14 protein-coding genes are annotated in these 20,407 nt (G+C 66.8%); 9 read left to right on the forward strand and 5 right to left on the reverse strand.

Features of this window, described 5'->3' with window-relative positions; translation table 11 throughout:
* The 5 genes from EO174_RS06355 (at position 1) to EO174_RS06375 (ending at position 5,317) form a co-directional block, all read left to right on the forward strand.
* The gene (locus tag EO174_RS06355; RefSeq protein ID WP_104585325.1) at positions 1-1,056 is read left to right on the forward strand and encodes a quinone-dependent dihydroorotate dehydrogenase; all 1,056 of its coding nucleotides are present in this window, start codon (positions 1-3) and stop codon (positions 1,054-1,056) included.
* On the forward strand, positions 1,053-2,105 hold the full coding sequence (gene murB / locus EO174_RS06360; protein WP_115676810.1) for a UDP-N-acetylmuramate dehydrogenase: 1,053 nt from the start codon (positions 1,053-1,055) through the stop codon (positions 2,103-2,105). Before EO174_RS06355 ends, murB begins: the two co-directional genes overlap by 4 nt.
* The gene (locus tag EO174_RS06365; protein ID WP_126943141.1) at positions 2,099-3,010 is read left to right on the forward strand and encodes a DMT family transporter; all 912 of its coding nucleotides are present in this window, start codon (positions 2,099-2,101) and stop codon (positions 3,008-3,010) included. The genes murB and EO174_RS06365 overlap by 7 nt, the downstream gene beginning before the upstream one ends.
* Before the next feature lie 138 nt (positions 3,011-3,148).
* Positions 3,149-3,853 (forward strand): aspartate/glutamate racemase family protein, encoded by a 705-nt coding sequence (locus tag EO174_RS06370; RefSeq protein WP_126943144.1) that lies wholly within the window; start codon positions 3,149-3,151, stop codon positions 3,851-3,853.
* 165 nt (positions 3,854-4,018) lie between these two features.
* Positions 4,019-5,317, forward strand: a complete 1,299-nt coding sequence (locus tag EO174_RS06375; protein WP_126943147.1) for an MFS transporter — start codon at positions 4,019-4,021, stop codon at positions 5,315-5,317.
* Positions 5,318-5,392: 75 nt separating this feature from the next.
* Here EO174_RS06375 and EO174_RS06380 read toward each other — a convergent pair whose 3' ends face one another.
* Together EO174_RS06380 and ispG are read right to left on the reverse strand one after the other, a co-directional pair.
* A complete protein-coding gene (locus tag EO174_RS06380; protein ID WP_126943150.1) occupies positions 5,393-6,091 on the reverse strand; it encodes a phosphatase PAP2 family protein in 699 nt (232 codons plus the stop codon).
* A complete protein-coding gene (gene ispG, locus EO174_RS06385) occupies positions 6,072-7,337 on the reverse strand; it encodes a flavodoxin-dependent (E)-4-hydroxy-3-methylbut-2-enyl-diphosphate synthase (RefSeq protein ID WP_126943153.1) in 1,266 nt (421 codons plus the stop codon). Before ispG ends, EO174_RS06380 begins: the two co-directional genes overlap by 20 nt.
* 120 nt (positions 7,338-7,457) lie before the next feature.
* Between ispG and EO174_RS06390 the strand changes: the two genes are divergently transcribed.
* Positions 7,458-8,684, forward strand: coding sequence for an ATP-binding protein (locus EO174_RS06390; RefSeq protein ID WP_164739365.1), 1,227 nt, complete (start codon positions 7,458-7,460; stop codon positions 8,682-8,684).
* A complete protein-coding gene (locus EO174_RS06395) occupies positions 8,681-9,259 on the forward strand; it encodes a response regulator transcription factor (RefSeq protein ID WP_104585309.1) in 579 nt (192 codons plus the stop codon). The genes EO174_RS06390 and EO174_RS06395 overlap by 4 nt, the downstream gene beginning before the upstream one ends.
* A 702-nt stretch (positions 9,260-9,961) precedes the next feature.
* On the opposite strand, the gene EO174_RS06410 is transcribed toward EO174_RS06395, so the two are convergent.
* The gene (locus tag EO174_RS06410) at positions 9,962-10,918 is read right to left on the reverse strand and encodes a glycoside hydrolase family 5 protein (protein WP_104648599.1); all 957 of its coding nucleotides are present in this window, start codon (positions 10,916-10,918) and stop codon (positions 9,962-9,964) included.
* Positions 10,919-11,390: 472 nt separating this feature from the next.
* Here EO174_RS06410 and EO174_RS06415 point away from each other — a divergent pair, with 472 nt between their 5' ends.
* Positions 11,391-13,247 carry an EAL domain-containing protein gene (locus EO174_RS06415; protein ID WP_126943162.1) on the forward strand — a complete coding sequence of 619 codons (1,857 nt, stop codon included), beginning with the start codon at positions 11,391-11,393 and terminating at the stop codon, positions 13,245-13,247.
* Between the two features lie 93 nt (positions 13,248-13,340).
* Here EO174_RS06415 and EO174_RS06420 read toward each other — a convergent pair whose 3' ends face one another.
* Positions 13,341-14,903 (reverse strand): sodium/sugar symporter, encoded by a 1,563-nt coding sequence (locus EO174_RS06420; protein WP_104582942.1) that lies wholly within the window; start codon positions 14,901-14,903, stop codon positions 13,341-13,343.
* Between the two features lie 255 nt (positions 14,904-15,158).
* Positions 15,159-17,771 (reverse strand): exo 1,3/1,4-beta-D-glucan glucohydrolase, encoded by a 2,613-nt coding sequence (locus EO174_RS06430; RefSeq protein WP_126943165.1) that lies wholly within the window; start codon positions 17,769-17,771, stop codon positions 15,159-15,161.
* A 435-nt stretch (positions 17,772-18,206) separates the two neighbouring features.
* Here EO174_RS06430 and EO174_RS06435 point away from each other — a divergent pair, with 435 nt between their 5' ends.
* A complete protein-coding gene (locus EO174_RS06435; RefSeq protein ID WP_126943168.1) occupies positions 18,207-20,162 on the forward strand; it encodes an alkaline phosphatase PhoX in 1,956 nt (651 codons plus the stop codon).
* Positions 20,163-20,407: the final 245 nt, after the last annotated feature.

Here is a 20,407-nt window from a genome sequence, read left to right on the forward strand (position 1 = left end):
ATGTATTCGCTTGCCCGCCCCTTGCTGTTTTCCCTCGACGCCGAGCGCGCCCATGCGCTGGCACTGCGCTCCATCGATGTTGCCTACCGCACCGGTACCACGTCGCTGCTGGCCAGGCGCCCGGAACCGCTGCCGACACCGGCCTTCGGGCTCATGTTTCCCAACCCGGTCGGTCTCGGTGCCGGCCTGGACAAGAACGGCGAGCACATCGATGCGCTGCTTGCGCTTGGCTTTGGGTTTGTCGAGATCGGCACGGTGACCCCGCGGCCGCAGGAGGGCAATCCCAAGCCGCGCATGTTCCGCTTGCCGGAGTACCAGGCGGTGATCAACCGCATGGGCTTCAACAACCTGGGCGTGGATGTGCTGGTGGCCAACGTGCAACGCGCGCGTCGTCGCGGCGGCCTGCTCGGCATCAACATCGGCAAGAACAAGGACACGCCCAACGAAGAGGCAACCAGCGATTACCGCTATTGCATGGAGCGCGTCTACCCGCTGGCCGACTACATCACCGTCAACATCTCCTCGCCCAACACCGCCGGCTTGCGCGAACTGCAGGAAGAACAGGCGCTGCGTCGGCTGATCGCCGACCTGCGCGAAACCCAGGAAGCCCTGGCTGCGCAACACGGCAAGCGCGTGCCGATGCTGGTGAAGGTGGCGCCGGACCTCAACGACCGCGACATCGATGCGGCCGCGCGCGTGCTGGCCGACCTGGCGGTGGATGGCGTGATCGCCACCAACACCACGGTGACGCGCACCTTGATCGCCAATCATCCGCTGGCTGGCGAGGCTGGCGGCCTGTCGGGTGCACCGCTGCTGGGGCAGTCCACGCTGGTGCTGCGCCGCTTGCGCGCCCGCCTGCCCGAGTCGATTCCGTTGATCGGCGTGGGCGGCATCAACTCCGGTGCCGACGCGGTGGCCAAGATGGCGGCCGGCGCGACCCTGGTGCAGTGCTACAGCGGCCTGGTCTATCGCGGGCCGCCGCTGATCGGCGAATGCGTCAATGCGATCCGCCGCCGCCGCGAGGCGCCCAGCGGCGGTGCGGTGTCGCCGTTATGAGCGCTGCAGCGCAGGCCGGCTGGCGCTTGAGCGAGCACGCGCCACTGCGCGCGCTCAATACCTTCCATGTGGAGGCCACGGCACGCTGGTTGCTGGGCATCCACGCACCCGATGCGCTGCCGCAGGCGCTGGCGGCACCGGAGATCGCCGGGCAGCCGCTGCTGGTGTTGGGCAGCGGCAGCAACGTGCTGCTGGCCGGCGACCCGCCGGGCTGCGTGCTGTGTTTCGAAAACCGCGACATCGCCATCATTGCGCACCACGCCGACCATGCCATCGTGCGCGCCGGTGCCGGCGTCAACTGGCATGCGCTGGTGTTGTATTCGCTGCAGCAGGGGCTGTCGGGGCTGGAGAACCTGGCCTTGATTCCCGGCACGGTCGGCGCCTGCCCGATCCAGAACATCGGCGCATACGGCGCGCAGGTGGGCGACTTCATCCATGTGGTGGATGCCTTCGACCTGCAGGCACAGCAATTCGTGCGACTGACGGCGGCCGAGTGCGCCTTTGCCTATCGCGACAGCGTGTTCAAGCAGCAGCCGGAGCGTTACCTGATCGTCGCGGTGGAATTCAATCTGCCGCTGCTGCATGAGTTGCGGCTGGACTATGCCGGCATCCGCGAGGAACTGGCCAGCATGGGCGCCGAACTGGCCGGTGCCGCCGATGTGGCGCAGGCGGTGATCAATATCCGTCGGCGCAAGCTGCCGGACCCGGATGTGCTCGGCAATGCCGGCAGCTTCTTCAAGAATCCGTTGCTGCCCAGCGAGCAGATCGCCGCGTTGCAGGCCACATTCGCCGACATGCCGGTGTATCCCGGCGAACAGCCCGGCCAGGGCAAGTTGTCGGCGGCCTGGTTGATCGAACAGTGCGGCTGGAAAGGCCGGCGCGAGGGCGATGCCGGGGTATCGCCGGACCACGCGCTGGTGCTGGTCAACTACGGCACTGCCAGCGGTGCGCAACTGCTGGATGTTGCGCGGCGCATCGCCGAGTCGGTGCGCGAGCGTTATTCGGTGATCCTGGAACCGGAGCCACGCATCATCGGAGCGCATTGGTGACCGCAGCGCAGGCGTCGCGACGTGCCGCGCTGTGGATGCTCACCAGTACCTTCGCCTTCGGCCTGATGGCGATCTGCATCCGGCTGGCGTCAAGCACGATCGCCACCACCGAGATCGCGTTCTTTCGCAATGCGTTTGGGCTGCTGGCCCTGTTGCCGCTGATCCTGCGCCCCGGCAAGGCGCTGCCGCGCACGCGGCAGTTGCCGCAATATCTGGCACGCACCCTGATCGGCCTGGCCTCGATGCTGTGCGGGTTCTGGGCGATCGGCCACCTGCCGTTGTCGCAGGCGATCTCGCTGTCGTATTCCACCCCGTTGTTCGTCACCGTCCTTGCCGTGGTGTGGCTGCGCGAACAGGTGCGCCTGCGGCGCTGGCTGGCGGTGGCGGCCGGATTCATCGGCGTGCTGGTGATCCTGCGGCCGGGCTCGTCCACCTTTACGCCTGGGCTGCTGATTGCGCTGCTGGCAGCGGTGATCAGCGCCGTGGTGGCGATCCAGATCAAGCAGCTCTCGCGCAGCGACGACTCGGACACCGTGGTGTTCTACACCTATGTGTTCTGGGTGCCGATGTCGCTGATTCCGGCACTGTTCCAGTGGACCTGGCCGCACGGTATCGACTGGTTCTGGCTGGCGGCGACCGGCATCTTCGGCACCGCCGGGCAGCTGTTCTGGACGCGCGCGCTCAAGCTGGGCGAAGTCTCCGCACTGCAGCCGATCAGCTTCATGCAGCTGCCGCTGGTGGCGCTGCTGGGCTGGTGGCTGTTCGGCGAGGCGATCGAACACCATACCCTGGTCGGTGCGGCCATCATCATCAGTGCCAACGTCTACATCGCGCATCGTGAAAGCGTGCTGGCACGCCGTGCCGCCACGCATGCGCCGCTGGAAGGCGCAAAACCGGGCGAGTGATCGACCGTCCGCAGGCGGCCTGGCCGGCGCGCGATGGCGTGGTGACGCTGCCGACGTACACTGCGCCGATACACGCTCCCCGAGCATCGAAGGGCGATGCGTACGCACATTCGTTGACTGTTCCAAGGGGAGGTCGGCATGCCGGTTCCAAGCAAAACCATCGGCCTGATCGGCGGCATGAGCTGGGAATCCACCCTGCCCTACTACCGCATCATCAATCAGTGGGTGCGCCATGCCTGCGGCGGCCTGCACTCGGCCAAGGTCTTGCTGTACAGCGTCAATTTCCATGAGATCGAGCGCCTGCAGCACGCCGGCGACTGGGACGGCGCCGGCCGGGCAATGGCAGCAGCGGCGCGCGCGCTGCATGCCGGTGGCGCCGACTTCCTGGTGCTGTGCACCAACACCATGCATTGCGTTGCCGATGCGATCACCTCCGCCACGCCGCTGCCGTTGCTGCATATCGCCGATGCCACGGCCGAGGCGCTGATTGCGGCGGGCGTCACCCGGGTCGGGCTACTCGGCACGCGTTTCACCATGGAGCAGCCGTTCTATCGCGAGCGCCTGGCTGCGCGCGGCCTGCAGGTGCTGGTACCGCCGGCCGACGTACGCGCGCAGTTGCATCGGGTGATCTACGACGAACTCTGCCAGGGCATCGTCCGGCCGGAATCGCGCGGCTATTTTCGTCAGGTCATGGCCGACCTCGGCCAGGAGGGTGCGCAAGCGATCATCCTGGGCTGTACCGAGATTTCGCTGCTGGTGGACAGCAGCGATGCACAGTTGCCGTTGTTCGACACCACCGCCCTGCATGCCGAAGCGGCCGCGCACGCAAGTGTGCACGACTGACCGCCACCAAAGGCGCAGCCAGCGCGCCTTTCCCGAAGTGCGTCCGCCCCGCCGTTGCGTGCAAACGTGCAAGCTGCGCATTGCCGCAGCGATGGCATGGGTGCCTCACACCCCGCGGCTGCAGCACACGCATGCGCGCGATCACCTGCCACAGGATGTCATGCCTTGAAGACCCGTCCAGCAACAGGCACTGCACCAGCAAGCCAGCTCACACGCGGTGATTACAAGACGCTGGCCTTGTCCGCACTGGGCGGCGCACTGGAATTCTACGACTTCATCATCTTCATTTTCTTCGCCACGGTGCTGGGGGAGCTGTTCTTCCCGCCGGGCATTCCGGAGTGGATGCGGCAGTTGCAGACCTTCGGCATCTTTGCAGCCGGGTACCTGATCCGCCCGCTGGGCGGGATGGTGATGGCGCACTTCGGCGATCTGCTCGGTCGCAAGCGCATGTTCGCGCTGAGCATCGGGCTGATGGCGTTGCCGACGCTGGCCATCGGCGTGCTGCCGACCTACGCGCAGATCGGCCTGGCCGCCCCCTTGCTGCTGCTGACGATGCGGTTGCTGCAGGGCGCGGCTATCGGCGGCGAAGTCCCCAGTGCATGGGTCTTCGTCGCAGAACACGTGCCTGCACAGCGCAGGGGACTGGCGTGCGGAACCTTGACGGCCGGCCTGGCAGCCGGCGTGTTGCTCGGCTCGCTCAGTGCCGGGGCGATCAATCGCGCCTTCACACCGCAGGAAATCGCCGAAGGCGCCTGGCGCCTGCCGTTCCTGGCCGGTGGCATCTTCGGCCTGCTTTCGGTGTATCTGCGGCGCTGGCTGCACGAAACACCGGTGTTCGCCGAGCTGATGGCGATGCGTGCCCTGGCGCGCGAGACGCCGCTCAAGGTGGTGCTGCGCGATCATCCACGCAGTGTGGCGCTGTCGTTGTGGCTGACCTGGATGGTGGCGGCCGGGGTGCTGGTGGTGTCGTTGATGACGCCGACGCTGCTGCAGAGCGCCTATCACTATCCGGCAGCGGTCGCCTTGCAGGCCAACCTGCTTGCGGTCCTGCTGCAGGCGGCCGGCTCCATCGTGGCCGGCGCCTTGTCCGATCGCTACGGCAATGGACGCGTGCTGCTTGCCGGCAGCGTATTCCTGGGCGCCAGCGCCTGGCTGTTCTATCGGCTGGCCGGCGATCCGCAGTTGCTGTTTCCACTATATGCCCTGATGGGCGCGGCGCTCGGCGTCCTGGGCGCGATCCCGCGCGTCATGGTCGAGGCGTTTCCGCCGGTGGTGCGCCTGTCCGGCGTGTCGTTTGCCTACAACCTGGGCTATGCGGTGTTTGGTGGCCTGACCCCGCTGGTGGTGGTGATGCTGCTCAAGCAGCACCCGATGGGACCGGCGTATTACATGATTCTGCTGGCCGTGATCGGCAGCGTGATCGGGCTGCAGTTGTGGCGCCGGGAACGTGCGAGTCGTCGCTGAGTCAAAGGCAGCACGGCGCCACTTTCGGTACCCGCACTTACGCCGACCGCGTTCGACCGCAAAGCGGTCGTGCCCTCAGGTCGAAGCGGGATGGCGACGCCAATGCGGCCGCCGCGCGCCGCGAAACATCACCAGATACAGCCCGACCACCCACACCAGCGCGGCCGACCAGCCGCCCAGGATGTCGGAGGGGTAATGCACCCCCAGGTAGATCCGCGACACCCCCACCAGCACCGCGAACCCACTTGCGGCAATGGCCACCGGCCAGCGCCAGCGGGTGTTCCAGGCCAGCGAGACGACCACCGCGGCGAGCGTCATCGAGCCCATCGCATGCCCGCTGGGAAAGCTGAAGGTGCTTTCCGGGGCGATCGATTCCCACAGGCTGGGGCGGTCGCGCTGGAAGACCTGCTTGGCGCCCATGTTCAACAAGGCCGAGCCAGCAAAGCCGAGTGCGGCAAAGGTTCCCTCGCGCCAGCGCCGCAGCATCAGCAATACCAGCACGATGGCGATATCGGCCGGGATCACCCCGCACTGGTAGCCAAGCTTGGAAACCACCCCGAAAAACGCATCCAGCCCCGGCGTGGCGATGCTGCGCATGCTCCACAGCAGGGGCTCGTCGAAGTAAAAATTTTCCAGTTCGTGGACTTCGTCGGCCAGGTCGACGAACAGGCCCAGCGGCAGCAGCACGCCGGCAAACAGCAACGCCATGCGCCACGCATTGCTGCGCAGCCATCCCCTGAAACCGGCCGGCGATTCAGCCGGCGCGGCGGACATAGGTGCGTTCGACGTACTGATCGATCAGATCGATGAATTCGTAGGCAATGTTTTCGCCACGCAGGGTGACGCTTTTCTCGCCATCGATGAACACCGGCGCCGACGGCGCCTCGCCGGTGCCTGGCAACGAGATGCCGATGTTGGCATGGCGCGATTCGCCCGGCCCGTTGACCACGCAGCCCATCACCGCCAGGGTCATGTTCTCCGCGCCGGGGTTGCTGATCTTCCACTCCGGCATCTTGGCGCGCACATGGTTCTGCACCACGCCGGCCAGTTCCTGGAAGAACTCGGAGGTGGTGCGGCCGCAACCCGGGCAGGCGGTGACCATCGGCGTGAAGGCGCGCTGGCCGGTGGTCTGCAGCAGTTCCTGCGCGACGACCACTTCCTGGGTGCGCGACTGGCCCGGCTCCGGCGTCAGCGAGATGCGGATGGTGTCGCCGATGCCTTCCTGCAGCAAAACGCTCAGCGCCGCGGCCGAGGCCACGATGCCCTTGCTGCCGATACCGGCTTCGGTCAGGCCCAGATGCAGCGCAAAGTCGCAGCGGCTCGCCATGTCGCGATACACCGCGATCAGCTCCTGCACGCCGGACACCTTGGCCGACAGGATGATGCGCTCGCGCGCCAGGCCCAGTTCCACCGCGCGCTCGGCCGAATCCACTGCCGAGCGGATCAGCGCCTCGCGCAGCACGCGGCCGGCATCCCAGGGCGTGTCGCGCTGCGAGTTCTCGTCCATCAGCTGCGCGGCCAGCGACTGGTCCAGCGAGCCCCAGTTGGCGCCGATGCGCACCGGCTTGTCGTACTTGATCGCAAACTCGATCAGCTGCGCGAACTGCAGATCCTTCTTCTTGCCGAAGCCGACATTGCCCGGATTGATGCGGTACTTGGCCAGCGCTTCGGCGCAGGCCGGCTCGGCGGCAAGCAGCTGATGCCCGTTGTAGTGGAAGTCGCCGATCAACGGCACCTCGATCCCCATCATGCGCAGCTTGTCGACGATGCGCGGAATGGCCGCGGCCGACTCGGCGTTGTTGACGGTCAGGCGCACCATTTCCGAGCCGGCGCGCCACAGGTCGGCCACCTGCTTGACGCTGCCGGCGACGTCGGCGGTGTCGGTATTGGTCATCGACTGGACGACCACCGGGTGGCCACCGCCAACGGTCACGCTGCCGATCTTGACGGCCTGGGTGATGCGGCGCGGCCAGGCGGTGGCGTCGGCGGGAGGGGTTGGGCGAGTCACGGCGTCGTACATCGCGGTATTTTAGCCTGTCATCGGTCCGCTCACAGCTGAAGCGCTGCGCGCGCCGTCTTCCAGGCCGATGCGACGGTTTGTCGCAGGCCGCCACGCCCCCGAGCGCATAGCATTGCCGTGATGAATTCCTCAGACGCCTCCTTCCTGCGGACCCTGTGCAGCCTGCGCTGGCTGGCCACTGCCGGCCAGGCCGCCACCATCCTGGTCGCCACCGGGCTGATGGGCCTGGATCTGCCGCAGCAACCCTTGTGGGCCGGCGTGGCCGCGCTGGCGGTGTTCAACCTGTATGCACAGCTGCGGGTGGCCCATCGCGGCGCGGTCAGCCCGGCCACCGAATTCGGCCACATCCTGGTCGACGTCACGGTGCTGACCTGGATGGTGGGCTGGAGCGGCGGCATCGCCAACCCGTTCGGCTCCCTGTTCCTGGTGCTGATCGCCCTGGCCGCGCTGGCCCTGCCGCTGGGCTGGGCGATGGCGGTGGCGGCGGCCTGCGTGGCCGGTTATGTGATCAGTGCAGCGTTCGGGCTGCCGCTGCCCTACGGCAGTTTCGACCCGCTCAGCCTGCATATGTGGGGCATGGCCGCCAACTTCCTGTTGTCCACGGTGGTGGTGCTGGCCTTCGCCACCCGGCTGGCCTTGTCGATGCGCGAACGCGAGCGCGAGATCTCCACGCTGCGCGAGCGCTTCGCGCGCAACGAGGGCATCGTCGCGCTGGCCACGCATGCGGCCTCGGTCGCGCATGAGTTGAACACGCCGCTGGCGACGATGACGCTGCTGGTCGACGACATCGCCGACCAGTGCGACCAGAGCGAGTTGCGCGAGGATCTGGACACCCTGCGCGAGCTGCTGGTGCAGTGCCACGAGCGCGTGCTGGCGCTGGCCGCACCGGCCGACAACGGCCACCTCAGCCGCGAAGTCGCGGTCAAGGACGTGCTGGAACAATGGCGGCTGGTGCGCCCGACCATCGAGCTGCGTCGCAACGACGATGCGCCGATGCGCCTGCTGCTGCAGCCCGGGGTCAGCCATCTGCTGATGGTGTTGCTCAACAATGCGGCCGATGCCGGCGAACGGGCCGGCCGGCCGCAGATCGACCTGACGCTGCGCGTGGAGCAGGATCATCTCAGCGGCGAAGTACGCGACTACGGTCCGGGCTTCGATACCTCGCAAGCCATGCTGCCCGGCACCCTGTTCAACAGCGGCAAGCATGACGGCATGGGTGTTGGGCTGGCGCTGTCGCATGCCACCGTCGAACGGCTGCAGGGCGAGTTGTGGATGCTGCCCGCCGAAGGCAGCGGCGCCCGCGTCGGTTTCCGTCTGCCGCTCTCCGAACACGAGGCACTCGCATGACAAGCACTCCCCTGCGCACCGGCCTGCTGGTCGACGACGACACCTTGTACCTGCGCACGCTGCAACGCAGCCTCGCCCGCCGCGGTGTGGACACCCTGACCGCCACCGATGCGGCCAGTGCCTTGTCGACCGCACGCAGCGCCCTGCCGGATTTCGCCTTGATCGATCTCAAGCTCGGCCATGATTCCGGCCTGAGCCTGATCCAGCCGTTGCGCGAGATCCGCGCCGACATGCGCATCCTGCTGGTCACCGGCTACGCGAGCATCGCCACCGCCGTGGAGGCCATCAAGCTCGGTGCCGACGACTATCTGCCCAAGCCGGCCAATATCCCCACCATCATGCGGGCACTGGGCGAAGAGGACGACGAGCTGCCCGAGCCGGACGAAGAAGAAACCGCCCGGGAAATGATGACACCGCTGAGCCGCCTGCAATGGGAGCACATCCAGCAGGCGCTGCACGAAACCGGCGGCAATGTCTCGGCTGCCGCACGCCTGCTCGGCATGCACCGCCGCTCGCTGCAGCGCAAGTTGACCAAGCGGCCAAGCCCGGGGCCATTACGCGAGCCCGGACGTTGAGACGCGGCCAGTTGCCGTGAGGACAAATCGGTCGAGGGCGCAGCGCCCTCGCCGCTCGCCGGACACGCCGTGACCCCATCCCCAGGGGCGCGTTGGCGGCATCCATGCCGCCAACGTTCCGGCAACCGGCAAGGACACCGCACCAGGCAGTTGGTCGGCGCTCTTGTGAGAGCTGTCTGTCGTGCGGCGCCCATCAGACATGGAGCCGATACGTCACGAGCGCATCCAGCACCGCTCTTACCATGCACACCGACCATCTCAACTGGTCCTTGCCTGCTCACCGTCGCGGGACCCTGAGCGGCATGGATGCCGCGCCGGAGCCTACATGGACGTACTTGCGGCGTGTCCCGCGATGGTGGGCGGGCCAGGGCCCTGCAGCCAACGCGCAGCGTCGAGGGGGCGGCGCCCTCACCGCACCAAACAGTTGGTCGGTGCTCTTGTGAGAGCTGTCTGTCGTGCGGCGCCCATCAGACATGGAGCCCATGCGTCGTGAGCGAACGACGCATCCAGCACCGCTCTTACCGTGCGCACCGACCATCTCGATAGGTCCTTGTCCGCTCACCGTCGCGGGACCTTACGCGGCATGGATGCCGCGTAAGAGCCTCCATGGACGGATTCACGGCGTGTCCCGCCATGGTGGCCGGGCAAGGGCCTGCAACCAAGCGCCGGATCGACCGCTCTACCGACTGTGGAGCTTCAATCTCAACGCGGGCCGAATACGCTCGCCCTGCGCGAGGTCGCGGTGATGCCATCGGCGCCCAGGATCAAGTTGCGGCCCCAACTGCTGAGGCGCGTGGCGTTCCAGCCGATTGCGATATCCAGCGATTGCGTGCTGCTGTCGTTGCCCGACCACGACCAGCCCAGGTAGCCAACGTTGTACTCGCGGGCGCGACGCATGATCGCCGCCTCGTCCACCTGCGCGCCGCGATGGTCTCCTCCGAACTCGCCGATCACCAGTGCCAGCTTTTTATCGCGGAAGGCGCGCAAATACTTGTTGACCGTTGCATCGCTGCCGAACACTTCGTACATGTGCACGCTGAAGATCAGGTTGCGGCGGCTGTCGCGCGCCAGCAAGGCGGCCGCGTTGTCGCGCATGTAGAACTTCCAGTCCTGGCCCCAGTTCGGTGCATCCACCATCAATGCGTGGGTCAGCCCGGTCTTGCGCAACGCGGCGATCGCCGTTGCATGGCCATTGACCCATTCGCTGGCGCTCAACTGGTTGCCGAACGGCTCGTTGCCGATGTTGATGATGACGTGGTCTTCGTTGCCGATCAGTGCCTTGCGGATGCTGGTCCAGTACGCAGTGGCATGGGACAGACCGGCGGCGGCGCCGTCTTCGCCATAGCCGGTGGTGTCGTGCACTTCCAGCACCGCGATCAAGCCCAGACTTTTGCAGCGCGCGATGATGCGCGCCACCTCGGCCTCCGGCGTACGGTTCCAGCGATAACCGGAACTGAGCACCACACGCACGCTGTTGGCGCCGGTGGCGGCAATGGCGGCCAGGGCCGCATCGGTTCGGCTTGCGTACCAGGCGTGCGGCAGATTGACGCCACGCAATACCACGGTATTGCCATTGGACTCACGCAGCTGGGTGCCGGACACCGACAGCCCTGCGTGCGCGGCAGACGACAATGCCAGGCCTGCAACGACCAGCAGCATGCGGCGGGCAAAACGGGGCAACGGTGATTTCACGATCGATTTCCAGGCAGCGGGGAGGATGACGGGCGATGGCGTAACTCACAGCGCCCGTGAACACTGTGTCAATTTGCGGTAGCTGTTGATGCAATGCCTGTCACACAACGAACAAGCACCAAATTAGGTACGCTGAATCGTTACGGCTCGTGGGACGACAAGGCGGGCTTACCACCAGTGATCGGCCAGGCGTCGATAATGTTGAGCAACGCGCATCGGTGCCGACGGCGCTGCCGGCCCGTCGCATCAGGCATGACGCAGGAACCGGCGCGATCGCCGGCCTGGCGCCCAGCCGTCGCCCAAGCCGTTGCCTGATGCCGCCGCGTCGCGGCCGTCGCCGCGGCGCTTCAACCGCGGCCACCGTGCGGGAAAACCGCGTCAACTGAACAAAGCCCGGTGCTGTCGATCAAGGGATCACGCTTCAGGCCGATACGAGCACATGCATTCCGCGCTCGCTCCCGTCAGTTCCCCTCCTCCGCCCGAGGTCGATGAGTCGACCCGGTTGGCCGTCCTGCGTGGTCTTTGCCTGCTGGACTCGCCGCCCGATCCGGTGTTCGAGACCATCGCCGCGATGGCTGCCCGCAACCTGGGCGCGGAAATCGCACTGGTGTCGCTGGTGGACGAGCATCGCCAGTGGTTCAAGGCCCGCATCGGCCTGGAGCCGCAGGAAACACCGCGCGACCAGGCGTTCTGCGCGCATGCGATCCGCAGCCACGAGGTGATGGTGGTGCCCGACGCGCAACTGGATCCGCGCTTTTGCGACAACCCGCTGGTGCTGGGCCCGCCGTTCATCCGCTTCTACGCCGGCGCACCGCTGACGCTGCGCGACGGCCACCGCATCGGCACCTTGTGCGTGATCGGAACCAGCCCGCGCCCGGGTCTGGACGCCGAGGCGATCACCCAACTGGAAGGCCTGCGCGACCTGGCGGTGCTGCGGGTGGAAAACCTGCGCAGCACCACCTATCGCGACGGCCCGACCGGGCTGCCCAATCGGTCGCGCTTTGCCGAAGACCTGGATGCCTGGCTGTCGCAACGCGACAGCGCCCCGGCCACCACCGCCGTGGCGGTCGACATCTGCGGCAGCGATTATTTCCGCGAAATGGTCAAGGCGCTGGGCTGGGACTATGCAGACGGCTATGTGGCGCTCGCGCAGCGCCGCCTGGCGGCCTATCTGCCCGCCGGCACCGCGTTGTATCGGCTGGACCCGACCACCTTCGGCTTCCTGGCCCAGGTCGAGACGCACCGGTTGTCCACGCTGTGCACCAAGGTCTCCAAGGCCTTTGCCGAGCCGCTGGAACATCAGGGCATTCCGCATACCCCGGTCGCCTCGATCGGCGCGGTCTCGCTGCAGACCAGCTATGGCGCGGCCGACACCATCCGTTCGCTGACCACTTCGGTGGACATCTCGCGCGAGCGCGGTGCGCCCTGGAGCATGTACGAGCGCAAGCACGACGTGGCCCAGCGCAATACCTTCCGCCTGCTGGCGGCCCTGCCCGCCGCGCTGGACAGTTCCAGCCAGCTGCGTCTGCACTACCAGCCGCGCGTGGACCTGCACGATCACCGCTGCGTCGGGGTGGAAGCGCTGCTGCGCTGGCAGCATCCGATGATCGGCCCGGTGATGCCCGCCGACTTCGTGCCGATGGCCGAGAAGACCGCGTTGATCAACCGCATCACTGCCTGGGTGATCGACAACGGCATCGCCCAGGCCGCGCGCTGGCAGCAACAGGGCCTGGACTTCAATCTGGCCTTGAACGTATCGGCCGCCGACCTGGACAGGCCCGGCTTCGTCGGCCTGCTGCGGCGTGGCCTGGAGCGCCACAAGCTGGATCCGCGCCGGCTGGAGATCGAATTCACCGAAAGCGCGATGATCCGCCACCCCGAGCATCTGGCCGAGCAACTGGCGGCCATCGCGGCGCTGGGCGTGCACATCGCCATCGACGACTTCGGCACCGGCTACAGCAATTTCAGCTATCTCAAGCAGCTGCCGGCCAGCTCGTTGAAGATCGATCAGTCCTTCATCCGCTCGTTGCCGGACAACCGCACCGACCGCACCCTGGTGCCGGCCATGATCCAGCTCGGCCACAGCCTGGGCCAGCGCGTGGTCGCCGAAGGCATTGAATCGGCGGAGGCCTACACGCAGTTGCGCGCCTGGGGCTGCGACGAAGGCCAGGGCTACTGGATCGCCAAACCGATGCCGGCGGCCGCACTGGAAACCTGGCTGCAGACGCCGTGGCACGAGCAGTTCGAAGCACCGGTCAACCTGCTCGCTGCGAGCCTGGCGGCGGCGCGGGTGTAAGCGGCAACCGCACAACGTCCAAACGCAATGCGGCGCGACACCTGCGTGTCGCGCCGCATATGCACGGCTGATCTCAGCGTGCGGTCCGATCGATTACCAGAACACCGCGTACAGCGCGACCAGGATCGCCACCACCCCGATCGCACCGATCTTGAAGCCCAGCGTGGTGCCGTAGGCCACATCGTCGGTGCGGATCAGATCACGTGCCTGGGTCGGGGCGGTCATCAACGACACCAGCACCGCCAGCACCAGCGCGGCCACGAACACCACGCCGATGCGGTCCATGAACGGCAGTTCCGGCCAGGCGAACTTGAGCGCGAACGACAGCACCACCGAGCCGATCGCCGCGGTCAGCGCGCCGGCTTCGTTGGCGCGCTTCCAGAACAGGCCAAGCATGAAGATCACCACCACACCCGGGGTGAAGAAGCCGGTGAATTCCTGGATGAACTGGAACCCCTGGTCGAAGTTGCCCAGCAACGGCCGCGCGGTCAGGATGCCGATGATCACCGCCACGATGGCCACGATGCGGCCCACGCGCACCAGCTGCTTCTGCTCGGTCTGCGGCCGGAACTTGGCGTAGAAATCCAGGGTGAAGATCGTCGCCACCGAGTTGATCTTGGAGGCCAGCGAGGCCACGATCGCCGCCACCAGCGCCGCGAACACCAGGCCCAGGATGCCGGTCGGCAACAGCTGCATCATGGTCGGATAGGCCTGGTCGGGCTTGGCCAGGTCCGGCGCCAGCACCACTGCGGCAATGCCCGGCACCACGATCACCAACGGCATCAGCAGCTTCAGGAACGCGGCGAACACCATGCCCTTCTGCGCCTCGCCGATGTTCTTGGCCGCCAGCGCGCGCTGGATGATGTACTGGTTGAACCCCCAGTAGCTGATGTTCATCACCCACAGGCCGCCCAGCAACACGCTCAGGCCGGGCAGGTCCTTGTAGAACGGGTTGTCCTTGCTCAGGATCATGTGGAAGTGCTCGGGGTGCGCGCTCCACAGGTGCTTGAAGCCGGCCAGCACGCCGGCACCATCGCCGATCCGTGCCAGGGTCAGCCCGGCCACCAGCAGGCCGCCCAGCACCAGCAGCGTGACCTGCACGATGTCGGTCAAGGCCACCGCCTTCAACCCGCCATACAGCTGGTAGACCAGGGCGAACACGCCGATCAACGCCAGCGCCAGGGTCTGGTCCATGCCGGTGACCTGGCTGACCGCGATCGAGCCCAGCCACAGGATCGAGGTGAGATTGACGAACACGTACAGCAGCAGCCAGAACACCGCCATCAGCGTGCGGATCCACTTGCCGTAGCGCTGTTCCAGGAACTGCGGCATGGTGTAGATGCCGTTGCGCAGGAAGATCGGCAGGAAGAACTTGCCGACGATCAGCAGCGTCAGCGCCGCCATCCACTCGTAGGACGCGATCGCCAGGCCGATCGCATAGCCGGAACCGGCCATGCCGATGATCTGTTCGGCCGAAATGTTCGCGGCAATCAGCGAGGCACCGATCGCCCACCACGGCAACGACTTGCTCGCCAGGAAGTAATCCTCGGCGCTCTTGGTGTGACCGGCCTTCTCGCGCGAGACCCACTGCGCGAGCACGAAGATGCCGGTCAGATAGACCAGCACAATCACGATATCCAACGTCGCCAAACCCACTGCACTCTCCTGTCTGGCTCTGGGCGGCGCGTCGTGGAGCGGACAGGCCTGCAGACTGCCGCCGCCCGCACCGCGTGCGTGGCGGCAGCGCGGCGAACCGCAGCTGCAGGCCTTCCCGGCCTATCGACGCACGCGTCCCGCGGCGGCTGATGACACCACCGCTGAGGGTGGCCGCTGTAGCACGTCGCCGGGACCGGCGACGCGTGTGTCCTGATTACCTGGACACACCCGCAGGCGCGCCTGCGGGTGTGCTGCTTACTTGACCGGGCAGTCGAGCGTGACTTCGGCTTCGTTGAGCGCGCCCAGCGCGATCTTCGACACCGACAGATCCAGCGCCGCAGCGCTTTCGATGCTGGCGACCTGGGTCAGCTTGGTCACGTCCGCACCGGCCACCGCAAAGCACTTCAGCGGCACGCCCAGCACCTTCCACTGGCCCTGCGGCAGCGCGGCCAGGGTCTTCTGCGCATCGACACGGCCGCCGCACTTGTCGCCACAGCCCACGCCCAGCCATACCGGCCCAGTTACCGCGCTGTCGCGGCGCACGGTCAGCTGCAGCTGCACATCGCCGTTGCTCTCGCGCGAGACGTCGACCGGTTTGCCGGACACCAGCAATACGCTGGAGGCCTTGGCACCGGACCACACCAGGCGCCGCGCATCTTCCTGCGCCTTGTGATCGACGGCGGTCATCTTCAGGCTGCCATCGGACAGACCCACCGGCAGCGTGGTCGCCGGCATGTTGGCCTGGCCGGCGTTGGACAGCTGCATCGCAATGCCCAGCGCCGGCTTGCCGCGCACGAAGTACACCCCGCCCACCGACTGCTCGCCGGACACGCCCGATTCCTCCGGCAGCGCGGCCAGGTCGCCCTTGTCGGCATAGGTCAGGCCGAAGCCGAACTTGAACTGCGGGTCGTAATCCTTCTGGCCGACGTTGTTGGCGAACTGCACCGCGGTCCTGGGCCAGGAGAAGCTCAGCTTGCCCTTGAAGTCGTTCTGCACCGTGCCATCGGCCTTGCGCAGCAGCACGTCGGCAATGCCCTCGCCTTCGGAACCCGGCAACCAGGCGGCGACGAACGCATCGGCCGCATTGATGTACTGGTTCATCCACAACGGGCGCCCGCTCAGGAACACCGCCACCACCGGAATGCCTTCGGCCTTGAGCTTCTTGATCAATGCCAGCTCGCTCTCGTCGCCCGGCTTGTACAGCAGGGTGGCGATGTCGCCCTGGAACTCGGCGTACGGGTTCTCACCGAACACCACCACCGCCACGTCGGGCTTGGTCTTGTACGCACCATCGACTGCCAGCTCGGCGGTGCCGCCGGCGGCCTTGATCTGCTTGTCCAGGCCTTCCCAGATGGTGTTGCCGTTGGGGTAGTCGCTGCGCTTGGTACCGGTGCCCTGCCAGTTCAGCGTCCAGCCGCCGGACTGCTTGCCCATGTCGTTGGCGCCATCGCCCAGCACCAGCACGCGCTTTTTCGGATCCAGCGGCAGGATGCCGGCCTGGTTCTTCAGCAGCACCAGCGACTCGCGTACCGCCTGGCGGGCGATCGCGCGGTGTTCCGGCGCGCCCAGCAATTCGTACTTGCCGCCGAGCGGGCGCTTGGACGGCTTGCCGGCTTCGAACAGGCCCAGACGCAGCTTGACGCGCAGGATGCGGCGCACCGCATCGTCCAGGCGCTCCATCGAAATCTGGCCAGACTTCACCGCGGCCAGCTCGGTCTCGTAGATGCCCTTCCAGCTGTCGGAGGCCATCGCCATGTCGACGCCGGCGATGAACGAGGCCGGGCAGTTCTCGTTGGTGCAGCCCTTGACTTGGCCGTGGCCATTCCAGTCGCCGACCACGAAACCGCCGAAGTTCATGCGGCCCTTGAGCACCTCGGTCAGCATGACCTTGTTGCCGTGCATCTTTTCGCCGTTGAAGCTGTTGAACGAGGCCATCACCGTCTGCGCACCGGCCGCGATCGCCGGCGGATAACCGGCCGCGTGGATGTCGCGCATGGTGGCTTCGGACACCTTGGTGTCGCCCTGGTCCTTGCCGTCGGTGGTGCCGCCGTCGCCGACGAAATGCTTCACCGAGGAAATCACGTGGCTGCCGTCGAGGAACTGCGGGGTGCCCGGCGTGCCCTGCACGCCTTCGACCATCTTGCCGGCGAAGCTGGCCACCACGTCCGGCGACTCGGAATAGCCTTCGTAGCTGCGCCCCCAGCGGTCGTCCTGTGGCACCGCCACGGTGGGCGCGAAGGTCCACTCCATGCCGGTGACGCGGGTTTCGGCGGCGGTGACTTCACCGATCTTCTTGATCAGCTCCGGATTGCGCGTGGCGCCCAGGCCGATGTTGTGCGGGAACAGCGTGGCACCGACGATGTTGCTCTGGCCGTGCACCGCATCGATGCCGAAGATGATCGGGATCGCATTGCCGCCCTTGGAGGTGTCCATCGACGCTTCGTAGAAGGCGTCGGCCAGCTTCAGCCACTCGGCCGGCTTGGCGTCGTACTTGCCGCCCGGGTCGGAGTTGCCACCGGCCAGCACCGACCCGATGCGGTACTTGCGCACGTCGTCCGGGGTCATGCTGGCGATGTCGCCCTGGATGGTCTGGGCGACCTTCTCTTCGACACTCATCTTGGCCATCACATCGGTGATGCGCTGCTCCAGGGCCTGGTCCTGGGCGAACGGCCACTTCGGCGACGGCCACTGGTCGGGATGGATGGCGGTGGACGCCTCGGCGGGCGCGGCGGCCGGTGCGGTCTTGCTTGCCTCGGCGGCGGTGTCCTTGCCTTGGCAGGCGGCCAGCATCAGCACCGCGGCGGCGGTAGCCAGAGAGAGGGCACGACGCGCGACAGGCGCGGCGGTACGACGAAGCAGCTTGTCCAAGATCCAGGTCTCCAGGTGGTTCTCCCCACGGCGATGCGTGACGCCGCAGGCCATTAGGCGGCGTACGCTTGCGTGATTCCCCTACCCTGTCAACACCGCGCGCTCGTATGCCAAACGACGGGCAACTTATTGGCCCGGGCTATAGGCTTGGAATACCGGCAGCACCCGTCAAACCACGGGAAACCGCCAAATCCGGCGTGGCGCCTGGGCTTGCGTGGCGGCGCACTTTGCTGCGATGCACCACCATGCCGGCTCCGCACTGCGCAGCCCACCTCGCCGGTGCAGGTATTGCCGGGTTCGCTTGCGGCGCCCTGTTCGAATGCCCGCCAACAGGTGAGCTCGCCGTCAAACAACTGTCATACCCCGGGCCTAGCGTGACCGGCTTGCCGATGCGCCACCGGCCATCGTTGATCGTCGTCTTTGCCTGGAGTTTCGATGCCCGCCTCCCCCGATCCCGCCCGCCGCCGCCTGATGCACCTGCTGGCGTCTGTCCCGCTGTTGCCGCTGGGCAGCGCCAGCGCCGCCGCCCTGCAACACCTCGGCGGTGCGGCATTGGCCGCACGCCCGCTGCGGCCGTCGGACACCCCGACCCAGCTGGTGTCGGCCACCTTCCATGGCATGCCGGCGCCCAGCCTGGCCAACCCCGCGGCGATGGCCACCACCACGGTGGGCTCGTCGCTGACGGTGGCGCGCAGCGACGGCAGCACCCAGCGGTATGCGCTTGCGTACCACCCGTTCTTCGTCACCGGCGACCAGGTGCCCGACGGCAAGGGCGGCGCCGTGCTGGCCGGCGGCTACTACGACATCCAGCACCGCCCGATCATCGACCGCTCCAAACCCGGTGCCGAACGGCCGTTCTTTTCCGACTGCCCGGACGGCTCCTCGCTACTGACCCTGCCCGATGCCAAGGTGCCCGGGGTCAAGGGCAATCACGTCTTCGCGGTGGTGCAGTTCGAATACACCACCCGCGACCAGGCCGGCAACGACACCAACCGGCACCTGCCCGCGCCGATCGCCGTGCTGACGCTGGATCAGGACCCGGCCACCGGCAAGCTGTCGCTGGTGAAGTACCACAACGTCGACACGGCACCGGTGCACGGGCTGTGGACCACCTGCGGGGCCAGCCTGTCGCCGTGGAATACCCACCTGTCCAGCGAAGAATACGAACCCGACGCCACCGCGCTGGCCGGCAATACCCAGTTTCGCAGCTACAGCACGCATCTGTACGGCGACCCGGAAAAGGCCAACCCCTATCACTACGGCCATCTGCCCGAAATCACCGTCCACCCGGACGGCACCGGGAGTGTGCGCAAGCACTACTGCCTGGGCCGTATCTCGCACGAGCTGGTGCAGGTGATGCCCGACCAGCGCACCGTGCTGATGGGCGACGACGCCACCAATGGCGGGCTGTTCATGTTCATCGCCGACCGCAAGGCGGACCTGTCGGCCGGCACCCTGTACGTGGGCAAGTGGCAGCAGACCTCGGGCGTCGGCCCGGGCGCGGCCACGTTGCGCTGGATCAAGCTCGGCCATGCCACCAGTGCCGAGATCCAGGCCATGGCCGACCGCCTCACCGCCGCCGACATCCTCGACGTGCATCTGAGCGACCCGGGCGATGCCGCGTTCACCAAGATTCCGTTCAACGGCACCTTCAACTGGATCCGCATCAAGCCCGGCATGGAGAAGGCGGCCACGTATCTGGAAACCCACCGCTACGCCGCCCTGGCCGGCGGCAGCCTGGGCTTCACCAAGCTCGAAGGCACCACCGTCAATGCCCGCGACAAGATCGCCTACATGGCGATGTCCTACATCGTCACCAGCATGCGCGACGGCTCGGGCGACGTGAAGGTGGAGGGCCCGGACGCGGGCGCGGTGTACGCCTTGAATCTGCGCGGCGGCCAGCGCGACCACCACGGCGCGCCGATCCACAGCGACTGGGTGCCGATCGACATGGCCGCACCGGCCGCGCTCACCGGCCACGACTTGGCCAAGGCCGACGCGCTGGGCAACCTGGCCGATCCGGAGCGCCTGGCCAACCCGGACAACCTCAAGTTCTCAGAAGCGCTGCGCACCTTGTTCATCGGCGAAGACAGCAGCCTGCACGTCAACAATTTCCTGTGGGCCTACAACGTGGACAGCGGCAGCCTCACGCGCCTGCTGTCGGTGCCGGCCGGCGCCGAATCCACCGGCCTGCATGCGGTCGACCAGATCCACGGCTGGACCTACGTGATGAGCAATTTCCAGCACCCCGGTGATTGGGAAAGCCCGCTGCACGACACCGTCAAGGCCACACTGGATCCCCTGGTGCGCGCCAACTACAAGAACCGCTTCGGCGCGGCGGTGGGCTACCTCACCGGCGACCCGGTGGCGGTGAGGTTGGGTAAGACCTAGGCGCCGCCGTTCCAGTTGCAGCGTTGCGTGGCGCTGCAGCTGACACATACAGCATGGCGTTCTCGTTGCTGTCGCAATGCCAGTAGGAGCGCACCTGGGCGCGAGGAGCTTTGCCGGTATGCCTGTCGCGCCCGGGTGCGCTCCTACCGGTGAGGTCGATGGATGTCGGGCCGCGCCGCAGCGCTGCGTGACGTTACAGCTGACACGTACAGCGTGGCGTTCTCGCTGCTGTCGCAATGCCGGTA

Source organism: Xanthomonas sp. BRIP62418, from assembly GCF_003993495.1.
Classification (GTDB): domain Bacteria; phylum Pseudomonadota; class Gammaproteobacteria; order Xanthomonadales; family Xanthomonadaceae; genus Xanthomonas; species Xanthomonas euroxanthea.

Excerpts from the sequence above, each read along its gene's own strand:
- EO174_RS06355 (WP_104585325.1), top strand. The coding sequence starts at position 1 with ATGTATTCGCTTGCCCGCCCCTTGCTGTTTTCCCTCGACGCCGAGCGC.
- murB (WP_115676810.1), top strand. The coding sequence starts at position 1,053 with ATGAGCGCTGCAGCGCAGGCCGGCTGGCGCTTGAGCGAGCACGCGCCA.
- EO174_RS06370 (WP_126943144.1), top strand. The coding sequence starts at position 3,149 with ATGCCGGTTCCAAGCAAAACCATCGGCCTGATCGGCGGCATGAGCTGG.
- EO174_RS06380 (WP_126943150.1), bottom strand. The coding sequence starts at position 6,091 with ATGTCCGCCGCGCCGGCTGAATCGCCGGCCGGTTTCAGGGGATGGCTG.
- ispG (WP_126943153.1), bottom strand. The coding sequence starts at position 7,337 with ATGTACGACGCCGTGACTCGCCCAACCCCTCCCGCCGACGCCACCGCC.
- EO174_RS06390 (WP_164739365.1), top strand. The coding sequence starts at position 7,458 with ATGAATTCCTCAGACGCCTCCTTCCTGCGGACCCTGTGCAGCCTGCGC.
- EO174_RS06395 (WP_104585309.1), top strand. The coding sequence starts at position 8,681 with ATGACAAGCACTCCCCTGCGCACCGGCCTGCTGGTCGACGACGACACC.
- EO174_RS06410 (WP_104648599.1), bottom strand. The coding sequence starts at position 10,918 with ATGCTGCTGGTCGTTGCAGGCCTGGCATTGTCGTCTGCCGCGCACGCA.
- EO174_RS06415 (WP_126943162.1), top strand. The coding sequence starts at position 11,391 with ATGCATTCCGCGCTCGCTCCCGTCAGTTCCCCTCCTCCGCCCGAGGTC.
- EO174_RS06435 (WP_126943168.1), top strand. The coding sequence starts at position 18,207 with ATGCCCGCCTCCCCCGATCCCGCCCGCCGCCGCCTGATGCACCTGCTG.